The sequence below is a fragment of the Fibrobacter sp. UWB16 genome (assembly GCF_900215325.1).
Lineage (GTDB): Bacteria > Fibrobacterota > Fibrobacteria > Fibrobacterales > Fibrobacteraceae > Fibrobacter.
In genome coordinates this window covers 67,749-87,326 of the sequence record NZ_OCMS01000001.1, presented here as the reverse complement: position 1 = coordinate 87,326, position 19,578 = coordinate 67,749, and the positions used below count along the sequence as shown (strand labels likewise).

Genomic DNA, 19,578 nt, shown 5'->3' with positions numbered 1-19,578 from the left:
CGCATGTCAATGCGCTTGTTCTCTCGGGTGGAAGCTGCGGTGTTCTACTTTGATAAATTCTTTGTCGATGTGCGTGTAAATTTGCGTGGTCCCGATGTCGGCGTGTCCGAGCAGTTCCTGCAATACGCGCAAGTCCATACCCGCTTCTAGGCAGTGCGTGGCAAAGCTGTGGCGGAACGTATGCGGCGAGACTTGCTTGCTCAAATGCATTGTATGCAGTTGAACGATTTTCCATGCCCCCATGCGGGTCATCGGCTTACCGTGCGCGTTGAGAATGATGTTGTCTGTAGTCGGGTGGGTGAGGGGGCGGCCCTCTTCAATCCATGCGCGGAGATTTTCTTTCGCCTTGCTGCCGAGCGGTACAAGACGTTGCTTGTTGCCCTTGCCGATGGGCATCAGCCATTCGTTTTCGAGATCGATTTGCGAAAGCTTTATGCCGAGCGTTTCTGAAATTCTGAGCCCGCCGCTGTACATCAGTTCGAACAATGCGGTATCGCGGAGCGGATTCTTGCCGTTTGCAGCGCTCTCAAATACGCTGTCGATTTCTTCACGGGTCAGGTATTGCGGCAGGTAGTGCCCGAGTTTGGGTGTTGCAAGCATCGATTCAGTGCTGTAATCGTACTCGCCTTGGTTCTGCATGTACTTGAGGAACCCGCGCAGGCTCGAAAAATGCCTAGCGACAGATGTGGGGGAGTATTCCTCCTGCCCCGCAGTGAATGTCAAAAATTCGTCTAGCTTTTCGGGCTTTAAATCCTTGAGGTCAATCCCATTTTCGTCTAGCCAGGCAATAAAGTGTCGCAAGTCTTCTTGGTAGCTCTGGATAGTCACGGGCGAAAGGTTTCGCTCGACTCCGAGGTGCGAAAGAAATGCGTCTAGACGGTTGGAATTGAAACTCATTATTTGGATTCTTCGTTAAAGAGAGTGTCGTTTAGGCAACGGACAGACGCGTAGGTTCTCCATAATCCAGATGTTTTTGAATAACCTACATGTAAAGTGTCTGACACATCGCTTTTGTATGCATATAATCCGTATGCAGTAGAATCAGATTTTGGCGTGCTGCTCCAAAGGAATGCCGCTCCGTTATAAGACAATTTTTTTGCTTGTTTTTTGTCGTAAAAACCACTAAAAAACGTAGAACCTTCTCCACTACCCGCCATAACTAATGAAAATCCGTAAGTATCATCACCAAAGTTGTAGGCCGAGAACAAGTTGTTTGTTTTGTGGTAAATGGCTCCGAAGGACATCAGTGTGTCGAATTCGTCCTTTGATGGTAAATGATACCCTGCGGGGCATGCGTTTTGAGCATCCTCGAACGAATATAGCCGTCCTAGTGATTTGCAATAACTTGAATAAAAGTAGTCTTGATAGCAGACGCTAGAATCGCTTTCGTAATTCAGGTTCTGAGCCATCCATTTTTGCGGACCGATTATTGTCGTCTTGTATGTTTTCCCGTCGCGAGAATCAGTGAATTCTCCGTAATTGAAATTTGGATTAAAGAAAGAACTTGAGATATCCGGCGCAGGGGTACTTGTGACGCAATAAAGATTGGCACTATAATCATCATTGTATTGCAAAAAGAACGAACGTCCTGTGGAAAAATATGCCATGTACTTATATGTTGTATTTAAGCTGTCTCTGACGACAAATGTGGTTGCTGTTTCTTTTTCATAAAATTCTCGCCCTTGAGAAACTCTTTTTTTCTCGTAATCAAGCCATGTGGAGTAGTAGCCCGTCGGCTTAATGTCAAATCCGTAAGCGTTAAATCCATTCCCGCTTTCCCAGCCTTTTTGCGAAGCCAACATTTTGGTGGCAAAACATTTTCCTCCGACATTTTGAATGAGTTCGTCCCAATCTTTTGGGTCTGGAACTCGCCATCCCAAGGGGCATGTTCGTGAGTCGTAAAGTGGATATACGGTTTTATCGTAGTTCATCCATTTTTGATTTCCGATTTTTATTGTTTTTTTGCCCTCAAATTCGCCGTATTCGCAATTGTCTTTGCCATTGATATTGCAAGGCGGAATCTTAGGGGTCCAAACCGAATCTTTGCAGTTTTTGTCGTAAGACCTGATTGTAGCTGGGTTGTTTAAATCTGGTTTGGGGGTTGTATCTTGAATGCAACGAAGATATGCTTTTGGATAGTCTTGGGCAGATCCAGACAAGTATGCGTCCTCACCTAATTTAGCGGTTACAACGCGTCTGTCGTCTCTTTGGTCTCTGAAGTTTGTTGATGTCCAAAATTCCACGGTAAGTGCAGAAAATCCGTAAACGTCAGAACCGTAGAAGTCCTTTGAGCGAAGGCGATAACCTGCTTCAATTTTTATTCCGTCTTTATCTCGAATGCCGATGCGAGTTATAAGTGTGTCCCATTCATCTCTTGTAGGAATTCTCCATCCGTCGGGGCAAATACCTTGAATGGGTTCAGCGCATATTCTATAGGGTTCGCAATAACCTGAAGCGGCATCGATTATGGCTTGCCATTTGTAGAGTAATCCTTTTTTCTCGCACTTTTTATCTGTGGAGTCGGCTTCGCATTCGCTGTCGGAGCTCGTCTTGTAGTTCAGGTTCTCAGCCATCCATGTTTGGTCGCCTATGGTAACGGTTTTATAGACTTGTCCGTCGCGCTTGTCGGTGAATTTTCCTTTGGAGACCGTTTTAGGGTCGATTTTAAATTCTGTGGAGTATGTTTTTGAACTAGAAGAACTTTTTGTAGAGGAGGAGCTGTAGCTTGACGAAGAGTTTTTCTTCGAAGAAGAACTGTCTTTTCTTGAAGAAGAGCTTTTTTTCGACTTGGAATCTTTTTGGGAAGAACTTGAGACTTTTTCATCGTCATCGGGAGAATTTGGGGATTTTTCATCGCCACAGGCTAGAAATAACAGCGAAAATAGAAGTGCGGGGAGCAGTTTTGTCATGGTGATAGATGCGAAAAATTGTTTACAACGTAGAATATAGCAAAAAAAATAAAATTTTTCTCCATATTCCCCTTGCCAATCGCTTTCAATATTTCTAACATTGAGCGCGTCCTAAGCGACTATGGATGATTAGCTCAGTTGGTAGAGCAGCTGACTCTTAATCAGCGGGTCGCAGGTTCGACCCCTGCATCATCCACTAAGCACTAAACCGCAAGGCGAGGTGCAGCAAATACAAAAGCGTCAGACAAAGCTAAGCGTTTTTGAAAGCGAAAGTGGAATCTAACGAACTTTGAAACTGCGACTTTTGATTTTTGCAAAGACATAGCTGAAAAGCGACCTAAGAATTTTGGATGATTAGCTCAGTTGGTAGAGCAGCTGACTCTTAATCAGCGGGTCGCAGGTTCGACCCCTGCATCATCCACTAAATACCAAACCGCAAGGTGAGGTATTGCAAATACAAAAGCGTCAGACAAAGCTAAGCGTTTTTGAAAGCGAAAGTGGAATCTAACGAACTTTGAAACTGCGACTTTTGATTTTTGCAAAGACATAGCTGAAAAGCGACCTAAGAATTTTGGATGATTAGCTCAGTTGGTAGAGCAGCTGACTCTTAATCAGCGGGTCGCAGGTTCGACCCCTGCATCATCCACTAAACACCATCTTTAACGAGATGGTGTTTTTTTATAGAATTTGTTGCGGGAGCAGTGATTACATAGAATGAAAAAAGACCTTAATAAATGCTTATGCTTTTTTTTAGATACATTTTTTTTATATTTTGCCTTAAGTAAGGGTGTTTGATACACACTGTAATAAAAAGGGTTTTGAATGAAAATTGTTCTTCCTGTTGCTGGAAATGGCATTCGCCTACGTCCATACACGGAAAATTTGCCTAAGTGCTTGCTTCCTGTTGCTGGTAAGACAATCATAGATTGGATTGTTGATGGTGCTCTTTTTTTGAAGCCTTCCGAGACGATTTTCATAACGGGGTATAAGGCTTCCGTTGTTGATGATTTTTTAAAGCAGAGATCGGAATGGGGCGCTGTGCGCACGGTGGTTCAGTCTAATCCGCAGGGGCTGGGTGAAGCTATTAGCCTTGCTCTCCCGTATGTGAACGACGATGAACCTCTCTTGATTATTCTTGGCGATACGCTGTTCGAGGCGGACTTGTCTATTCTGGACAAGGCTACGGAAAATATTCTCTACACGTTCAAGGTCTCTGATCCAAAGCGTTTCGGTGTGGCAGTGACGGATAAGAATGGCCATATTGAACGTCTTGTAGAAAAACCGCAGGAGTTCGTTTCGGACGAGGCAATTGTTGGTATTTATTATATCAAGGATGTCAAAGCTCTTAAGGAGGCCTTGAACTACCTCATGCAGAACGACATCCGTACGAAGGGCGAATTCCAGTTGACGGATGCTCTTGAACGCATGATTCAGGGCGGCTGCAAGTTCCGCACGGCTCCGGTTGAAAAGTGGCTGGACTGCGGCCTTGTCGAGACGCTGCTTGAAACGAATGCGCATGTTCTTGAACGCAACGAAAAGGTGGCTCCGAAGTTTGACGGTTCTGAAATTGTCATGCCTTGCTACATCGGCAAGAACGTGGTCATCAAGAATTCTAAGGTCGGTCCTAACGTGTCGGTTGGGGATGGCTGCGTGATTGAAAATTCTGAAATCAGCAATGCGATTCTCTGGGACGGCGTGAAGGTTCAGGACAAGAAACTTGAAAAAGTTGTGGTCCACGAATAAAATCGAAATAGACGCAATTAAGTCTTTGTTTATAAGCCCCTTTTTGGGGCTTTTTCTACTTTTAAAATATGGTTACGTTAGCTCTTTCCCATTTTGAAAAAAGTTTCCCGGTGGTACTTCGTGGTAAGCGCCTGGGTGCGGTTCTACATCCGGCTTCGGTCTGTGCCGATTTGAGTTATACGCTTGACTTGCTCAAGGATTTGGATGGCAAGCTCTTTAAGCTTTCGGCTTTGTTTGGCCCGCAGCACGGCATCAAGGGACACACGCAAGACAACATGATTGAATGGGAAGGCTACGAAGATCCGGAATTGCATATTCCGGTTTACAGCCTTTACGGTGAACATCGTGAACCGACCGCAGAAATGCTTTCGCATGTGGATGCGATGCTTGTGGATTTGCAGGATGTGGGCGCGCGTTACTACACGTTCATTTGGACGCTTTTCCTTTGCATGAAGGCATGCGAAAAGGCGGGAATCCCGGTGGTCGTGGTGGATCGCCCGAATCCGATTAACTGCGTGGATGAAGAAGGGCCGGTGCTCGACCTCAATTACACGAGCTTTGTGGGACTCCATAGCATCCGCACGCGCCATGCAAAGACGATTGGAGAACTTGCTGAACAGTTCAAGGCCGAACGTTTCCCGAAGTGCGAACTTTACGTGATGCACATGGACGGCTACGATAAGCGCATGTGGTTTGACGAAACGGGACTCCCGTGGATTTTGCCGAGCCCGAACATGCCGACGCTCGATACTGCAATTGTGTATCCGGGCATGTGTTTGTTTGAAGCAACAAATGTGAGCGAAGGCCGTGGCACGACGCGCCCGTTCGAAATTTTCGGTGCGCCGTTTATCGATGCGGTCAAGCTTTGCAAGTACATGAACGGGCTCAAACTCCCGGGTGTGTATTTCCGCGAAAACTACTTCCAGCCGACATTCCACAAGGGCGCGGGGCAGATTTGTGGCGGTGCGCAGATCCATGTGACGGACCGTAACAAGTTCCGCAGTTTTGAAATGGCGGTGAAGCTGTTGCAGTATATTTTCAACGAATACCCGAAGGATTTTGCGTGGAAGCAGCCTCCGTACGAGTACGAGTTCCACAAGCTGCCGATTGATATTTTGCTCGGCAACGGGACGTTCCGCAAGGAATTTATCGAGTCGAGTATTTAATGCTTGCCGCTGTCGGGACTGCCGCAAAAAATGTGCCGAACCTTGTTTAATCTATGAAACTTAGACTTTCGACAGAAACTTTGAACCGCTTGAAGCGCTTCCGCAAGAATAAGCGCGCCTTTTGGTCGCTTGTAATTCTGGTGGTGGCGTACTTGCTTTCGCTCACGAGCCCGTGGACGGTGAATGACGAGCCGTTCTATTTGCGTTACAACGGCAAGAGCTATTTCCCGGCGTTTGCGCGTTACAGCGAAGCAGACTTTGGTGGCGAATACAAGACGGAACAGGATTACGCAAAGCTTTTTGCAGATGTCGAAGAATGTAAGCAGGATGAAGAAGATGGATTCCCGCGTGCTGGAGGCTGCCCCGAGATGTGGACGATCATGCCGCCAGTGCCGCACGATCCGCTGAAGGCGGATCTGAGCGAGGAGGGAACCCCTCCATTTGCGCCGAGCGCAAAGCACTGGCTCGGGACCGATAGCAATGGGCGAGATGTTCTTTCGCGCTTGATTCACGGGTTCCGTATTTGCATTAGCTTCAGTTTGCTCTTGACCGTGCTAGGGACTTTCCTTGGCATTGTCATTGGCGGTATTCAGGGCTATCTCGGAAAGTTCTGGGATACGGGCATGCAGCGTATGATTGAAATCTGGTCGTCGCTCCCGATGCTTTACGTGGTGATTCTCATCGGCAGTATTTACGGCCGCAGTTTCTGGCTTTTGATTTTGATTATGGCGGCGTTCAACTGGCTTTCGCTCAGCTATTACATGCGTGCGGAATTCCTGAAGCTCCGCAGCATGACGTACGTGATGTCTGCGAAGGTGCTTGGACTTGGGCATCGCCATATCTTTTTCAAGGAAATCCTGCCGAACGCGATGACGCCTGTGGTGACGCTCTTCCCGTTCACACTTATCGGTGGAATCGGGAGCCTCACGTCGCTTGACTTCTTGGGCTTTGGACTCCAGCCGCCGACGCCGAGTTGGGGTGAACTCATGAGCCAGGGGCTCAACAACCTCTATGCTCCGTGGATTTCCGTGAGCACGGTCGCTGCGTTGTTTGTAACGCTCCTCCTTACGACTTTCGTCGGCGAAGGCGTTCGAGATGCAATGGATCCGAAGTCGGGAGACCGTTATGTTTAGTCAAGATAATCGCGTCATCCTGAGTCCCGGAACGGAGTCCGGGATAAACTCCGTCGAAGGATCCAGTAAAGTCCCCGTTTTGCGTGTTAAAGACGTTTCGGTGGCGTTCGGGTTCGACAAGAACGGTAACTCGTGTGACGGCAAGCAACCGTTGCAAGTGACGGACCGCGTCTCGTTTGACATTTTCCCAGGCGAATTTTTTGCGTTGGTGGGCGAGTCCGGTTGCGGAAAGAGCGTGACTGCGATGAGTATTTTGCGCTTGTTGCCGTGGCCAAGTGCAAAGATTGTGAACGGCGAGATTTTGTTCGATGTGAGGGCGAATGATGCGCAATCTCAAAATGCCCGCGACCTTGTAAAGCTCCCGCTTAAGGATTTGCAATCCGTCCGCGGTTCCGAAATTGCGTGCATTTTCCAGGAACCGATGCAAGCGCTGAATCCCGTCGTCACCATCAAAAAGCAACTCCTCGAAGTCTTTAAGTTCGGCGCAGTCTCGAAGGGTGCAGTCTCGGCGCCATCTCGGAATGCGCAAAACGATCCTCTCGACGTTATCCGCGAGCAGCTTCGCTTGGCCGGTTTTACCGATCCTGACCGCGTTCTGAATTCGTACCCGCACGAACTTTCGGGCGGCATGCTCCAGCGCGTGTGCATTGTGATGGCGCTTTTGCCAAAGCCCAAATTGATCATCGCCGATGAACCGACGACTGCTTTGGATGTGACCGTGCAGGCTCAAGTGCTTGCCGTGCTCAAGGAAATGGCCGAGAAAACGGGAACAGCAGTTCTCCTCATAACGCACAACATGGGAATTGTTTCGCAGTACGCGCACCGCGTGGCCGTGATGTATGCCGGCCGCATTGTCGAAGAAGGTTCCGTCCGCGAAGTCATCAACCATCCGATGCACCCTTACACGCAAGGCCTCCTTGCTGCGATTCCCGAAAGCCATAGCGACTTGCGCACGCTCGCGTCCATTCCCGGCTCCGTGCCTCATCCGAAAGACTTTGCTGAGGGGTGCCGCTTTGCCGATCGCTGTTGCAAATGCGCCCAATCTTCTGCCGATGTTCGCGAAAAATGCCTTTCCGCCGAACTTCCGACGAAAATTGCCGAAGCGAATCATTTCGCCTATTGCTTTTGTGCCAAGTAATTAATCCTAGCGATTGTTTTTTGCATAAGTTTTACATCCCGTTCTTTCTCGTTTTTTAATATTATCATCGAAGGTTGCCGCTAAATTTTTTAGAGGCTCCCTATGGATGTTGAAAGCTCGATAATATTATTGGGGAGAACGTTATGTTCTGTAAAGAGTGTCATAAGAATCTAAAAGATTTTGATGCTTTAATCGATAAAATGGAAAATTGCCCGTTTTGCGGTGCAAAATTGGTGCGCCCAGCGGTCAAGGTGGCGCAAAAAGATGTCAAGGCTTTGTGTGATGCTCTTGTGCAAAAAGTCGGTGATTCTATTTTCGCAAACGAATCGACTTTGGAAAAAGAACTGCGCGATTTAAACGCTCCCGAATTTGCGGATGCCAAGGACCGATTGTTCCTGCTTGTCTTAAAGCAAATTCCGTCAAGCATGTATGAGGTCAGAAGTTTTTCGGATGGCGAACAGCAAGAAGTTTTGGAGGCTTGCCAAAGACGGCTTTGCGTGGATTTAGGCTTGTCTTTTGAACCTTGCGCACAAATGCTAGATATTTTGCAAGAGTATATTTGGCAAAAAAGATTCTCGCTTTCCCCGAATCTTTTTGAATCACAGTTTGTCGACCCTCGCGATGGTCAGGTCTACAAGACCGTAAGGATTGGCGATCAAGTGTGGATGAAGGAACCCTTGAAGTACAAGTGCGTGGGTTATACGGGCGAGGGCTTGTACGAATGGAGCTCGGTGAACAAGTATTGTGCCGTAAGGGGCTGGCGCGTTCCTAGCAAAAAGGATTTTGAAACATTGATCAAGACTGCTGCTGGTTTAGGGCTTGGTGACCCGTCGAGCGTGCTCATGTCTCGCAAGGGCTGGGAAAAGTGTAATGTGACCCCGACCGATAACTTGGGATTTGAAGCGACTCCGGTCAAATGCAGCACAGGTATCAGCAATAACTTCTTTAGTCATTTCTGGACCTCCGAGGACAAGTTCTGCTTTGAAATTTTCCCCGGTCGCGTGACTTTCAGTACACATTCGCAGTCTTTTGTCCGATTGATTAAAGACGATACTGCCGAAAAGAAAATTGAAAAGTAAAGAAAAGGCTGCTCAAAACGAGCAGCCTTCCTTTTAGAGATAGGATAGTTATTACAGCATTCCTTCGAGCGTTTCGAACAAGATATCGGGCTTTACAGGCTTGCTTAAATGTGCGTTGAGGCCTGCTTGCAAGCTGCGCTGAACATCTTCATCGAATGCGTTTGCCGTGAGCGCGATAATCGGAATCTTTTTGGCGTCGGGGCGGTCCAATTTGCGGATTGCCGCCGTCGCTTCCAAGCCATCCATCTCTGGCATGCGCATATCCATAAGAATGGCGTCGTAATAGCCGACTGGTGATTTTTCGAACATCTCGACGGCGATTCTTCCGTTTTCGGCATGCTCCGTACTCACCTGACGCATCTTCAGAATTTCAATCATGATTTGGGCGTTCACTTCCATGTCTTCAGCAAGGAGGATGCATCTTCCTGTAAGTTCCGCCTTCGTCTTTTTGGGTGCTGTATGCTGGCGTTTCTTCTTGAGGATGTCCTTGAGTTCGTCCAGAAGGTGGTCCGTCAAGATCGGTTTTGCGATAAAGCTATCGACGCCAGCGGCGTGCGCTTCGTCCAGAACATCGTCCCAGTTGTAGGCCGTGAGCACGATGATTGCCGTGTCGTCGCTTGTGACTGCGCGAATTTGTTGAGCCGTTTCTACGCCGTCCATTTCGTTCATCTTCCAGTCCAAAACGACAAGGCTGTATGGGTTGCATCTAGCGTGGCGGAGCTTTACCATCTCGATGGCTTCTCGTCCTGAAGGGGCTGTTTCGACGGCAATTCCCGACTTTTCAAGAACGACCTTGGCGTGTTGTAATGCCACATCATCATCGTCGACGACGAGGACGCTCATTTCGCTCGGACGGATTTCCACATCGTTACTTTCGATAACATCGGAGCGGCCAGAATTCAAAAGCGTGAGCGTAATCGTAAATGTCGTACCCTTGCCCTTTTCACTTTCGACTTCAATCTTGCCGTTCATCATGTCGACAATACCCTTGGTAATGGCAAGCCCAAGACCGCTACTTCCGTACTTGTTTGTCGTTCCCGAGTTTTCCTGGCTGAACGGTTCAAAGAGCTTGGGTAAGTATTCCTTGCTCATGCCGATGCCGGTGTCGCTAATCTTGAAGGTGAGCGTAGAATTTTTGTCGAATTTAGCCGTCTTTTTGATGTCAAAGGCTATATTGCCGTCCTTCGGCGTGAATTTGACTGCGTTTCCAAGAATGTTGATGAGAATTTGGCGGATCTTTATGCCGTCGCCAATATAATAGCTGTCGATTTTTGGGTCGACATTGCAGCTGTAATGGATGCCTTTTTCTTCGCACTGGCCGTTGAAAATGGTATTCACTTGTTCGAGAAGTTTCGTGAAAGAAAATTCTTCGTTGCGGATAGTCAGTCTTCCACTTTCGATTCGGCTCATGTCTAGGATTTCGTTGATGAGGCTCAAAAGGTGCTCGGCAGAGGAACCGATCTTTTCGAGATAGTCTTGCATCTTTGGGGAAATGTTTTCTTCGTGGAGTGCAAGGCTGTCAAGACCGATAATGGCGTTCATCGGGGTGCGTATTTCATGGCTCATGTTCGAGAGGAAAACGGTCTTTGCCTTGTTCGCTTCTTCGGCGACCTTTAACGCATCAATGAGTGCTTGGTTTTTGGCGAGAGAGTCGCGCATTTCTTCGTCAATGTCGGAGAACCCGACGCCAATAATGCGGAGCGTTTCGCTGTTCTCGTCATCTCGCACGCCTGCCATGCGAAGCATTTCGTAGCTTTCCTTGCCGTCGCGGATGACCATGTAGCGTAACGCAATGAGTGCGTTTTTCTGCAATCTCCTGACAATGTTTGCGGGGTCGATAAATTCAAGAAATTTCTTTTGGTATTCCGGAGCGACGTATTTATGGGCGTATTGAGTAAACGATTCGCTGAATTTAAATTTGTCACCCTTCTTGAATGGTGTTGGAACGGAATCGTTTTTGCGATAGCAAATAGAGATGTCCTCTTCCAGGTCTACATAAAAAACGCTTTGGTAATCTGATGCCATTGCCGTAATCATGTAACTTTGTTCGTTACGCTTGCGCTCCTGGTCAATGAGCTTTTGCTGGAGCTCAAGTTCGTCTTCAAGTTTCTTCTGCTTGACTCTGTTTTCGGCATCAATGATTTCACGCTCGATTTTGAGCTTTGCTGTGCGTCGTGTTTGGATAAGGAAGAAAATGAATAAGATAATGATGACGAATAAAATAATAATGGCGATGATGAGGTTCCTCTCAAGAATGCCTTCAGAAAAGGAACTCATCTGTTCTGTGGAAACGTTGTCACGAACGAGGTATGTCAACATCCAGTCTGTAGACTTGACGGGCATATAATAAACGGTTTCTTGCATGCCGTTGTATGAAAATGACGTAGAACCCTGCCTGTGAGCCGCGAAGTCTTCACGAATCTTGTCAATGGTGTAGCCATCTTCAAATGTTGCGTGCTCCATGGCTGTGAACAAGTTTTCATCGTTGGTGAGTCCTCCGAGAACCATGCTCTTCAGCGACTTGCCGTCTTTTGTATAAATGTTGCAAGATGCCGCGCTATTCGTGTCTAACTGTAGGGAAACTCCTTCGAGAAGGCGCGCAATGGTGATTTCCATAAAGGAAACGACAAGTTTTTTCTTGTTGTAATATTTGTTGTTAATTGGAATAGCGACGATGAGTGTCTTGTTCTCGTCTTCGGCTTTTTTTAGTGAAATTACGGGCTTGGTGAGATTCTTGTAATCGAAATCGTAAAGATCGATGTCGTTACGTGTTCCGTTGGAGGTGTAAATGAGCCCGTTTGAATCGACGAAGGCGAATCGTTCCAATCCATAGACATGCTTTAGACGGTACTGGTATGATTGAAAGTTTTTTTCACTAGATAAATTTTCTGTTGTCAAAAGCTCAACAGCAAATTCAAGGCTGTTGATATAGTCTTCAAGTTTTGACTCAACAAACTGTTCTCTACGTCCGGCCAGTTCTTCCATGAACATGGAGCTAACGTTTTGTACCGCGCTATAGCCTAGGACTATAAAGCCTGCGATTAGAGCTATGGCCATAACGATGTTTCCGACGGCTGTGTCTTTTATGCCGTTCCTTTTTTTCCACACCATATAATCCTTCCCTTTATAAGTTAGGTTGTATTTGTATTAAGTAAGCGCAAATATAAGTAACGTTGTGCTATAAGTTGTCATTGTAATAAATTTGATAGCAAAGTTATATAAATGTAAGAAGTTTTAGTAAAATGACATAAAGTGTCATTGTTATTTGTGAAATAAGTAATAAAAAAGAAATACTCATACATAAGTTTTATGTTTAAATTTGTCACACCTTTTTTACGGGTGTGGAAATTATGGACAAAACAAATAAATTGATTGGATTGATGATTCCCGATATCGGAAATTACGAAGAAGACATCGTGAACCTGTAAATAAAGCTTTATAATGAATAAAATGTAACTAAAAAAACATAATCTATTTTGTGTCTATTTCTTACATTTAGACTCATAGAATGGATTGGAGATTGCCCACATGGATTTTGTTGGACAACAGGGTGTTTTAAGGCGTCGTGTACTTGTTGTAGACGACGAAATGGTGAACCGCGAAATTTTAGGAAATTTCCTTTCGACGGTTTATACGGTCGATTACGCGAGCAATGCAAAAATCGCACTTGGGATGCTGATGAATCCCGATGTCGAGTATTCGCTTGTGTTGCTGGACTTGATTATGCCTGTGATGAGTGGCATCGAGTTCCTGGAACACCGCGTTGAAAGCGATCGTCTAAAGTCGATTCCTGTTGTCGTAATGACTTCGGAGAAGGCTTTTGAAATCAAGTGTCTAAAGCTTGGAGCCGCTGATTTTATCACGAAACCGTTCAATTTGCCCGAAGTTGTATTAGCTCGGTGCGAGCGCATTATTGAACTTTTTGAAAAGAAAAGTATCATCCGCAATACCGAAAAAGATGTGCTTACGGGGCTTTTGGCTAAAGACTACTTCTTTGAGTATGTACGCCGATCGGAACTGTTGGGTAAGCAGATTCCCAGGGACGCTCTGGTTTTCGATATTGAACGCTTCCATTTGGTGAATGAATTTTGTGGGCGTGCTTTTGGCAATATGCTCCTTTCCAAAATTGGTGAAGCCCTGCTCGCGCTTGTTCCGCAGATGAATGCTTTTGCGTGCCGTGCCCATGCGGATACGTTCTACATTTTTGCAGAGCATCAGGAAGATTATTCTGATTTGCGTAAAGCCTTAGATTCTGTAATTGCAAGCTTTTTCCATATCAGCAATATTCGAATCCGTTATGGAATTTGGGAAAATGTCAGCCGAGAATTCGAAATTGAAGTTTGGTTTGACCGCGCAAAGATCGCCTGTGATTCAAATCGCGGTGATTCATCGAAATGTATTGCGCGTTACAATAATGAATTGCATGCAAAGTATATCTTTGAAGAAACTCTCATCCATGATCTTGATGAAGCCATTGCCAATAAGGAATTGAAAGTCTATTACCAGCCCAAGTATAGCATTGTGGGTGAAAAACCGCGACTGACGAGCGCTGAGGCGCTGGTGCGTTGGATTCATCCGAAACTGGGCTTCATTAATCCAGGTGATTTTATTCCATTATTTGAATCTAACGGGCTTATCCGCAAAGTGGATAACTATGTGTGGAAGGAATCTGCTGCACAAATCCGACGTTGGAAAGATTTGTATGGAGAATCTATACCGGTATCTGTGAACGTCTCCCGTATAAACATCATGGATCCAGATCTTGAAGCAAAGCTGGAAGACATTTGTTCAAGGTATGAAATTTCTACGAGCGAAATCATGCTGGAAGTCACAGAAAGTGCATATTCCGAAAATACGAATAGACTTGTCGAGGTTGTTGACAAGCTACGTAAAAATGGATTCCGCATAGAAATGGATGACTTTGGTGCAGGATACTCGTCCTTGAACATGATTACTACGGTCCCGGTTGATGTATTAAAGATTGATATGTCTTTTGTCCGTAATATGGAAAAGGACGAATGCAACTTGAAACTCGTAAAGATTATTATTGAAATTGCGAAGTTTCTCAAGATTCCGTCAGTTGCTGAAGGCGTTGAAACCGAATCTCAGTTAAACATGTTAAAACAAATGGGCTGTGATATTATTCAGGGGTATTACTTCTCCAAGCCTGTGCCTGCAATGGATTTTGCTCCATTTATAGAGCGTGAAATAAGTGAAAAAAATTTGAAAAAAGGGGAATAACCTGTGATTACTATTGAAAAACTGAATTCTTTCGGTGTCGACACGGCCGAAGGCCTTGAACGCTGCTTTGGAAACGAAGCCCTGTATTTGAAACTGGTGACGACGATTCCTGACGACGCTACTTTTGAACGATTGGAGAAGAAAGTTGCGGCCAAGGACTTGGATGGTGCGTTTGAAGCGGCTCATGCACTAAAGGGCGTTCTCGGGAACCTTTCGCTCACGCCGCTATATACGCTTGCTGTCGAGATTACCGAACTCTTGCGCAATCGCACGCAAATGGATTACAGCGCACTTTTGGTCAAATTTTTCGAAAAACGAGATGAGCTCGGCAAGCTTTGTGCTGAATAAAAATAGTCAATAGTCATTGGTCAATAGTCGATAGAATTATAATCGTGAAATTCGTCAAACTATTAACTAAAAACTAATGACTAAAAACTAATGACTACTTGAATTCTTCGCACCACTTGGGAACGATTTCTGTTGCTTTCCCTTGAATGACGACGTCCGTGTACGGGTCGCCATAGGGGGTTTCTAGATTTAAGCAAGTGACTTTTGCTCCGTACGATTTCGCAAAACTCTTGAAACCTGCTGCTGGATACACAACGCTGCTTGTGCCGATATAGGCGAATTCATCGCAGTTCATGAGTGCTTCTTGAATCTCGTCCATGTACAAAGGCGTTTCGCCAAAGAACACAATGTCCGGGCGCACGGGGCTACCGCAAATCGGGCATTTTGTGTCCAATGTTTCTTCTCCCGTGAATTCGAATTCATGCTCGTTCTTGGTGCAACGGAGTTTCATCAGGTCTCCGTGCATGTGCAAAACGCGCTTGCTTCCTCCACGTTCGTGGAGGTCGTCGACGTTCTGCGTCACGAGCAAGAATTCGTCGCCGAGGCGCTCTTCGAGCTTGGCAAGCGCGATGTGCGCCGCATTCGGCTGATGCTCGGGGAGACCCTTTCGCAAGAAGTTGTAAAAGTCTTTGACGCGCTTCGGGTCGCGACGGAGGGCGTCTGGCGTGCAGACGTCTTCGATGTTTTCGTGTTCCCACATGCCGTCGTTTCCGCGGAATGTGCGGAGGCCAGATTCCGCGCTGATTCCTGCGCCTGTCAGTACGACGAGTCTTTTACGTTTCATAGTTCCTCCTTACGAAATAGATGCAAAGAAAAGCGCTTCTGCAACGATTCCGCTTTCGAAATCGGGCAGGTAAAGGCTTTCGTTTTCGCCATGGGCATTGCATTCCGGGTCTTCGAGGCCCGTGAGCAAAATCGGGATGTTACCGAGCGTGTTACGGAAAAGCTCTGCACCTGGGATGCTTGCGCCGCAGCCTATGAATTTGGTGGGGGAGGCGTAAGCGTCTGTCATGGCTTCGCTCATCTTTTTGAAGAACGGGTGATTCGTGTCGGTCGTGAACGGATTGGCGCCGCCTTCCTTGTCGATGGTGATTTCCATGTTGTTCGGAACTTGGGCCTTGAGGAAGTCGGCGAGCATGTCGGTGCATTTCACGGCGTCCATGCCGGGTGCCAGGCGGATGCCGATTCGGGCATAGGCGCTGTCTTGCAGCACGTTACCGGCGTTCACGCGGGATCCGGATTCAATTGTGCTTACGATGATGCTCGGGCGGCGCCACAACGAAAGCAAAATTTCGTCTTCGGGAACGTTCAACTTGACCTGTTCAAGAACGCCGCCGTCGTTGCGGAAAATTTCTTCGGTCATGCCGAGCGACTTGTAAGATTCAAGCTCTTCCTTGGTCGGCGGGATAATGTCATCTTCGTAATGCGGGATGAGAATCTTGCCGTCCTTGTCGGTGAGGCTTGCAATCATGCGGCAAAGAGCCTGGGCGGGGTCTGGAATCGGGCCGGACCAAGAGCCAGAATGGAGCGGAGCCTTTGTCGCACGGAGCGTGACGTTGATGGCGCTCATGCCGCGGAGCGTCGTCGTGATGGACGGTGTTCCCTTCGCGAAGTTCCCGAGGTCTGCAATAATGACGGCGTCGCTCTTCAAGAGTTCTGCATGTTCCGTGAGAATCTTTTCGAAGCCTGCGCTTCCGGATTCTTCTTCACCTTCAATGATAAACTTGAGGTTCGGACCGTTGCTCTTGAGTTCGCGGCGAACCTGTTCAAGGGCTGCGAGATGCGTGATGATTCCCGCCTTGTCGTCAGCGGTGCCGCGTCCAAAGAGACGGTCGCCTTTCTGCGTGGCCGTAAACGGCGGCGTGTCCCACAAAGCTTCTCGCATGGGCGGCTGCACGTCGTGATGAGCGTACAAAAGGATGGTCGGCTTGTCCGGGCTTGTAAGGCTTTCTGCGTAAACGCTCGGGCGCCCGCTCGGCGGCATCAAAAACTGGATGTTCGTGAGTCCCGCTTTTTCAAACATCGCCTTGACGGTGTTCGCGGAGTCCAAAACGTACTTCTGGTCAAAATTGTCAAAACTGATGGAGGGGATGGCTACCAGGCTCGAAAGCATGTCGATATAGCGTGGCATGTTTTCGTGAATATCTTTCTTGATTTGATTTTGCATAATTTACTCTCTTGTCTAGTAAGAATTATAAAATTTTTCGAATCATGGCAATAGGTGGTTTGTTGGTTCTATAAGTCTTGCGGGGATGTCTTTGGTGGCAGATTTTTCTATTTTACTACCCATGAACAATAATTGCATCAACCACGAATATTACATGCGCGTGAGCGACCGCATCTTGGCTCTCATTCGTCGCATTTTCCACAACAATCCGGAATTTCGCCATGATTCTTTTAAGCATGTGGCACGCTTTGCTCCGGTGATTCCGTTCATGGGCGGTCGCCCGGACTTGAGCAAGACTCTGAATCGCGTGGTGACGTTTGCCGATGGCTCGAATCCGCTCCATTTTGGGGCTCCGATTGTGCTTGCGGCTGGTGCAAACAAGACGGCTCTTCGCATTTGCGATTTTGCCAACATGGGATTTGGCGGCATCTCCGTCGGGACAGCTACTCGTCACGTCCGCGAAGGAAATACGCATAGACCGCGTATCGGATTTATTGAAAAAGACCGTGCTATTCACAACAGCATGGGCCTCAATAACGATGGCGTTGAAGCGGTGACACGTCGCACGGACGCTCAAATTGCAGCCGCTCATAGGGCTCAAATGTGCGTGGGCATCTCCGTTGCCGAAACTCCGGGCCTTACGGACGAAAATGAAAAAGTCAAGGACATCATCGAAAGTTTCTCCATTGCTTACCGCGTGGCAGACTACATCGAAATTAACGTGAGCTGCCCGAATACGGGAGAGAACCGCCTCGATCTTGACATGTCCTTTATCGACAAGATTTTCTCTGAAATCAAGAAATACCGCGATGCTCAAAGCTACCGCAAGGCCGTTTATGCAAAGCTCAGCCCGGATATGGCCGAAGCACATACGGCGACCATCATGGATGCTCTTGTGAAGGCAGGCGTGAATGGCGTTGTCATCGGCAATACGTATCCGACTAAAAAGCTCACCGACCTCCCGGTTCATGTGAAGTACAATGATTTGACCCCGCTCCGTGCTGACGGCGATCGCGGTGGCATGTCTGGCCGCCCACTTTACGAAAACATGGTCAAGAATGTCAAGTTCATTCGCGAACATTACCCGCAGATGAGCGTGATGGCTTGCGGTGGCATTGACCATGGCTACAAGATTTACGACCTTATCAAGCTAGGCGTCGATGCGGTGCAGTGCTATTCTGTTGTGGCTTTCCGCTGGATGGCTGCCCATGCCATGCGCAAGGAACTTGAAGAAGCTCTCTCGAAAGACGGTTTCAGGACTCTCGCTGATTACGACGCCAAGAATCCAAAGGGCTAATGATCGCTGATGCTCCGGAGCCTTAGGATATTCTTCGCAGCGCTTTTGCTTGTATGTGTCCAGTCTTTTGCTGGATACTTTATCGAGCAACCTTACGAAGAGGCTCCTGTGGCTGATACGCTTTCGGCGCTCTCGTTTGGAGGCGAGCTAGAACTTGTCTATTATTTGGGGGCTGTGCATCCCGGAATCTTGCTGAGTGGCGAGTATCGCTTCCATAAGCACCATTCGGTGGACTTCTTTGGGGCAGCCTTGTTTTCGGGCGATTATTTTGAACTTGGCGTAGATTGGCGATTCTTTTTCCGCGGAACTCGCGAAGATGACTTTGTTCGCCTAGGCGCTTCGTTTGTCTCTTTTGAGCACTTTGACAAAAGCTATTTCCCTCCGCGAGTGACGCTTGGCTATGGACGTGATATTACCTTTTTCAAAAACGCAAGTTTCTTGTGCCGTATCGAATTGAACGCCAGTTACATTATTGGCGAGCCTCTAACCAAAAAGGAAAATGATTTTTCTTATCGCGAGGCTCATTTTACTGCAGCTATGAATATCGGTTTTTATCTCTTTTAAATAGCAATTTATAGGATGGATCAAATGTCGAAAATCATTCGTGCAATTTGTGTTATCATGCTTCTCTCGGCTTCTGCGTTTGCGGGACCGTGGCTTGGACTCATTTACAAGAAATCCCTCTATGAAAATCACCTTGCGCTTCTTGTTTCTGGTGTGCATCCGGAATCGGGTTGTTTGGCAGCTGGTGTTGTTTCGGGCGATTTGGTTATCGGTTTTGATGGCAAGGATTTGGTCAACGTGGCGCAGATGCAAGATGTCATGAAGAAGGCGAAAGTCGGTTCGAAGGTTGCGATTGAAATTTTCCGCGATGGCAAGCGTATCCCGCTGACTGTCACGCTTACGGAACGCCCGGACGATATTTCAAGCCTCACGGGTTCTGCTATCGGAAGCAAGATGGCTGAATTTGGCAAGAACTTCTACAAGAATGGCGAAAAGAGAAAGGAAGCTCCGAAGGCGACACTTCTCGATTTCTGGGCCACTTGGTGCGGACCTTGCCGCCAGACGCTCCCCGTGCTCGAAAAAATCTATAACAAGTATTCTAGCCAGGGGCTCGAAGTCATCGGCATTTCGTCCGAACAGACCAAGCCGCTCCTTGCTTTCTACAAGAAGCAACATGCATCTCCGTATCCGCTTTACCGCGATGCTGATCAGGGACTCTGGCGCCGTTACGGGATTCATGCGGTCCCGACGCTCATGCTTCTTGATTCTAATGGCTATATCAAGCGCGTCTGGAGTGGCGCTCCGAGCTTTGAAATGCTCGAAAAGCTCGTGCTTGAAGTTCTCGAAAAGTAGC

15 protein-coding genes and 3 tRNA genes are annotated in these 19,578 nt (G+C 47.3%); 13 read left to right on the top strand and 5 right to left on the bottom strand.

Annotated elements, in window-relative coordinates; all coding sequences use genetic code 11:
• Positions 1–6: 6 nt before the first annotated feature.
• Positions 7–897, bottom strand: a complete 891-nt coding sequence (locus CRN95_RS00365; protein ID WP_097019784.1) for a tyrosine recombinase — start codon at positions 895–897, stop codon at positions 7–9.
• Positions 897–2,909 (bottom strand): FISUMP domain-containing protein, encoded by a 2,013-nt coding sequence (locus CRN95_RS00360; RefSeq protein WP_097019783.1) that lies wholly within the window; start codon positions 2,907–2,909, stop codon positions 897–899. The genes CRN95_RS00365 and CRN95_RS00360 overlap by 1 nt, the downstream gene beginning before the upstream one ends.
• Before the next feature lie 123 nt (positions 2,910–3,032).
• Here CRN95_RS00360 and CRN95_RS00355 point away from each other — a divergent pair.
• The 8 genes from CRN95_RS00355 to CRN95_RS00320 all read left to right on the top strand — a co-directional run bounded on the left by CRN95_RS00355 (position 3,033) and on the right by CRN95_RS00320 (position 9,168).
• Positions 3,033–3,105: transfer RNA gene (locus CRN95_RS00355), tRNA-Lys, on the top strand.
• Between the two features lie 152 nt (positions 3,106–3,257).
• A tRNA-Lys gene (locus CRN95_RS00350) sits at positions 3,258–3,330 on the top strand.
• A 152-nt stretch (positions 3,331–3,482) separates the two neighbouring features.
• Positions 3,483–3,555 (top strand) — tRNA-Lys (locus CRN95_RS00345).
• A gap of 176 nt (positions 3,556–3,731) precedes the next feature.
• Positions 3,732–4,652, top strand: coding sequence for a sugar nucleotidyltransferase (locus CRN95_RS00340; protein ID WP_097019782.1), 921 nt, complete (start codon positions 3,732–3,734; stop codon positions 4,650–4,652).
• A 68-nt stretch (positions 4,653–4,720) separates the two neighbouring features.
• Positions 4,721–5,818 (top strand): exo-beta-N-acetylmuramidase NamZ domain-containing protein, encoded by a 1,098-nt coding sequence (locus tag CRN95_RS00335; RefSeq protein ID WP_012819955.1) that lies wholly within the window; start codon positions 4,721–4,723, stop codon positions 5,816–5,818.
• Between the two features lie 53 nt (positions 5,819–5,871).
• On the top strand, positions 5,872–6,951 hold the full coding sequence (locus CRN95_RS00330) for an ABC transporter permease (RefSeq protein WP_097019781.1): 1,080 nt from the start codon (positions 5,872–5,874) through the stop codon (positions 6,949–6,951).
• Positions 6,944–8,089, top strand: a complete 1,146-nt coding sequence (locus CRN95_RS00325; protein ID WP_097019780.1) for an ABC transporter ATP-binding protein — start codon at positions 6,944–6,946, stop codon at positions 8,087–8,089. The genes CRN95_RS00330 and CRN95_RS00325 overlap by 8 nt, the downstream gene beginning before the upstream one ends.
• Before the next feature lie 143 nt (positions 8,090–8,232).
• Positions 8,233–9,168 carry an FISUMP domain-containing protein gene (locus CRN95_RS00320; protein ID WP_097019779.1) on the top strand — a complete coding sequence of 312 codons (936 nt, stop codon included), beginning with the start codon at positions 8,233–8,235 and terminating at the stop codon, positions 9,166–9,168.
• A 51-nt stretch (positions 9,169–9,219) separates the two neighbouring features.
• Here the strand turns inward: CRN95_RS00320 and CRN95_RS00315 are convergent, their stop codons facing one another.
• The gene (locus CRN95_RS00315) at positions 9,220–12,279 is read right to left on the bottom strand and encodes a hybrid sensor histidine kinase/response regulator (protein ID WP_097019778.1); all 3,060 of its coding nucleotides are present in this window, start codon (positions 12,277–12,279) and stop codon (positions 9,220–9,222) included.
• A gap of 417 nt (positions 12,280–12,696) precedes the next feature.
• Here CRN95_RS00315 and CRN95_RS00310 point away from each other — a divergent pair, with 417 nt between their 5' ends.
• Together CRN95_RS00310 and CRN95_RS00305 are read left to right on the top strand one after the other, a co-directional pair.
• Positions 12,697–14,409: an EAL domain-containing protein gene (locus CRN95_RS00310; protein ID WP_088629599.1), complete on the top strand. Its 1,713-nt coding sequence runs from the start codon at positions 12,697–12,699 to the stop codon at positions 14,407–14,409.
• Between the two features lie 3 nt (positions 14,410–14,412).
• Positions 14,413–14,757 carry an Hpt domain-containing protein gene (locus tag CRN95_RS00305; protein ID WP_088629600.1) on the top strand — a complete coding sequence of 115 codons (345 nt, stop codon included), beginning with the start codon at positions 14,413–14,415 and terminating at the stop codon, positions 14,755–14,757.
• 94 nt (positions 14,758–14,851) lie between these two features.
• On the opposite strand, the gene CRN95_RS00300 is transcribed toward CRN95_RS00305, so the two are convergent.
• Positions 14,852–15,541 carry an NAD-dependent deacylase gene (locus CRN95_RS00300; protein WP_097019777.1) on the bottom strand — a complete coding sequence of 230 codons (690 nt, stop codon included), beginning with the start codon at positions 15,539–15,541 and terminating at the stop codon, positions 14,852–14,854.
• Between the two features lie 9 nt (positions 15,542–15,550).
• Positions 15,551–16,924 carry a M20/M25/M40 family metallo-hydrolase gene (locus tag CRN95_RS00295; protein ID WP_097019776.1) on the bottom strand — a complete coding sequence of 458 codons (1,374 nt, stop codon included), beginning with the start codon at positions 16,922–16,924 and terminating at the stop codon, positions 15,551–15,553.
• 121 nt (positions 16,925–17,045) lie between these two features.
• On the opposite strand from CRN95_RS00295, the gene CRN95_RS00290 reads away from it, so the two are divergent.
• From CRN95_RS00290 to CRN95_RS00280, 3 genes are all read left to right on the top strand, one after another.
• A complete protein-coding gene (locus CRN95_RS00290) occupies positions 17,046–18,221 on the top strand; it encodes a dihydroorotate oxidase (RefSeq protein ID WP_097019775.1) in 1,176 nt (391 codons plus the stop codon).
• A 108-nt stretch (positions 18,222–18,329) separates the two neighbouring features.
• Positions 18,330–18,785 (top strand): hypothetical protein, encoded by a 456-nt coding sequence (locus CRN95_RS00285; protein WP_235002790.1) that lies wholly within the window; start codon positions 18,330–18,332, stop codon positions 18,783–18,785.
• 24 nt (positions 18,786–18,809) lie between these two features.
• Positions 18,810–19,577: a thioredoxin-like domain-containing protein gene (locus CRN95_RS00280; RefSeq protein WP_088629758.1), complete on the top strand. Its 768-nt coding sequence runs from the start codon at positions 18,810–18,812 to the stop codon at positions 19,575–19,577.
• Position 19,578 lies beyond the last annotated feature (1 nt).

Bases quoted from the DNA above. Each gene is read 5' to 3' on its own strand.
- CRN95_RS00365 (WP_097019784.1), bottom strand. From the start codon at position 897: ATGAGTTTCAATTCCAACCGTCTAGACGCATTTCTTTCGCACCTCGGA.
- CRN95_RS00360 (WP_097019783.1), bottom strand. From the start codon at position 2,909: ATGACAAAACTGCTCCCCGCACTTCTATTTTCGCTGTTATTTCTAGCC.
- CRN95_RS00340 (WP_097019782.1), top strand. From the start codon at position 3,732: ATGAAAATTGTTCTTCCTGTTGCTGGAAATGGCATTCGCCTACGTCCA.
- CRN95_RS00335 (WP_012819955.1), top strand. From the start codon at position 4,721: ATGGTTACGTTAGCTCTTTCCCATTTTGAAAAAAGTTTCCCGGTGGTA.
- CRN95_RS00330 (WP_097019781.1), top strand. From the start codon at position 5,872: ATGAAACTTAGACTTTCGACAGAAACTTTGAACCGCTTGAAGCGCTTC.
- CRN95_RS00325 (WP_097019780.1), top strand. From the start codon at position 6,944: ATGTTTAGTCAAGATAATCGCGTCATCCTGAGTCCCGGAACGGAGTCC.
- CRN95_RS00320 (WP_097019779.1), top strand. From the start codon at position 8,233: ATGTTCTGTAAAGAGTGTCATAAGAATCTAAAAGATTTTGATGCTTTA.
- CRN95_RS00315 (WP_097019778.1), bottom strand. From the start codon at position 12,279: ATGGTGTGGAAAAAAAGGAACGGCATAAAAGACACAGCCGTCGGAAAC.
- CRN95_RS00310 (WP_088629599.1), top strand. From the start codon at position 12,697: ATGGATTTTGTTGGACAACAGGGTGTTTTAAGGCGTCGTGTACTTGTT.
- CRN95_RS00300 (WP_097019777.1), bottom strand. From the start codon at position 15,541: ATGAAACGTAAAAGACTCGTCGTACTGACAGGCGCAGGAATCAGCGCG.
- CRN95_RS00295 (WP_097019776.1), bottom strand. From the start codon at position 16,924: ATGCAAAATCAAATCAAGAAAGATATTCACGAAAACATGCCACGCTAT.
- CRN95_RS00290 (WP_097019775.1), top strand. From the start codon at position 17,046: ATGAACAATAATTGCATCAACCACGAATATTACATGCGCGTGAGCGAC.
- CRN95_RS00280 (WP_088629758.1), top strand. From the start codon at position 18,810: ATGTCGAAAATCATTCGTGCAATTTGTGTTATCATGCTTCTCTCGGCT.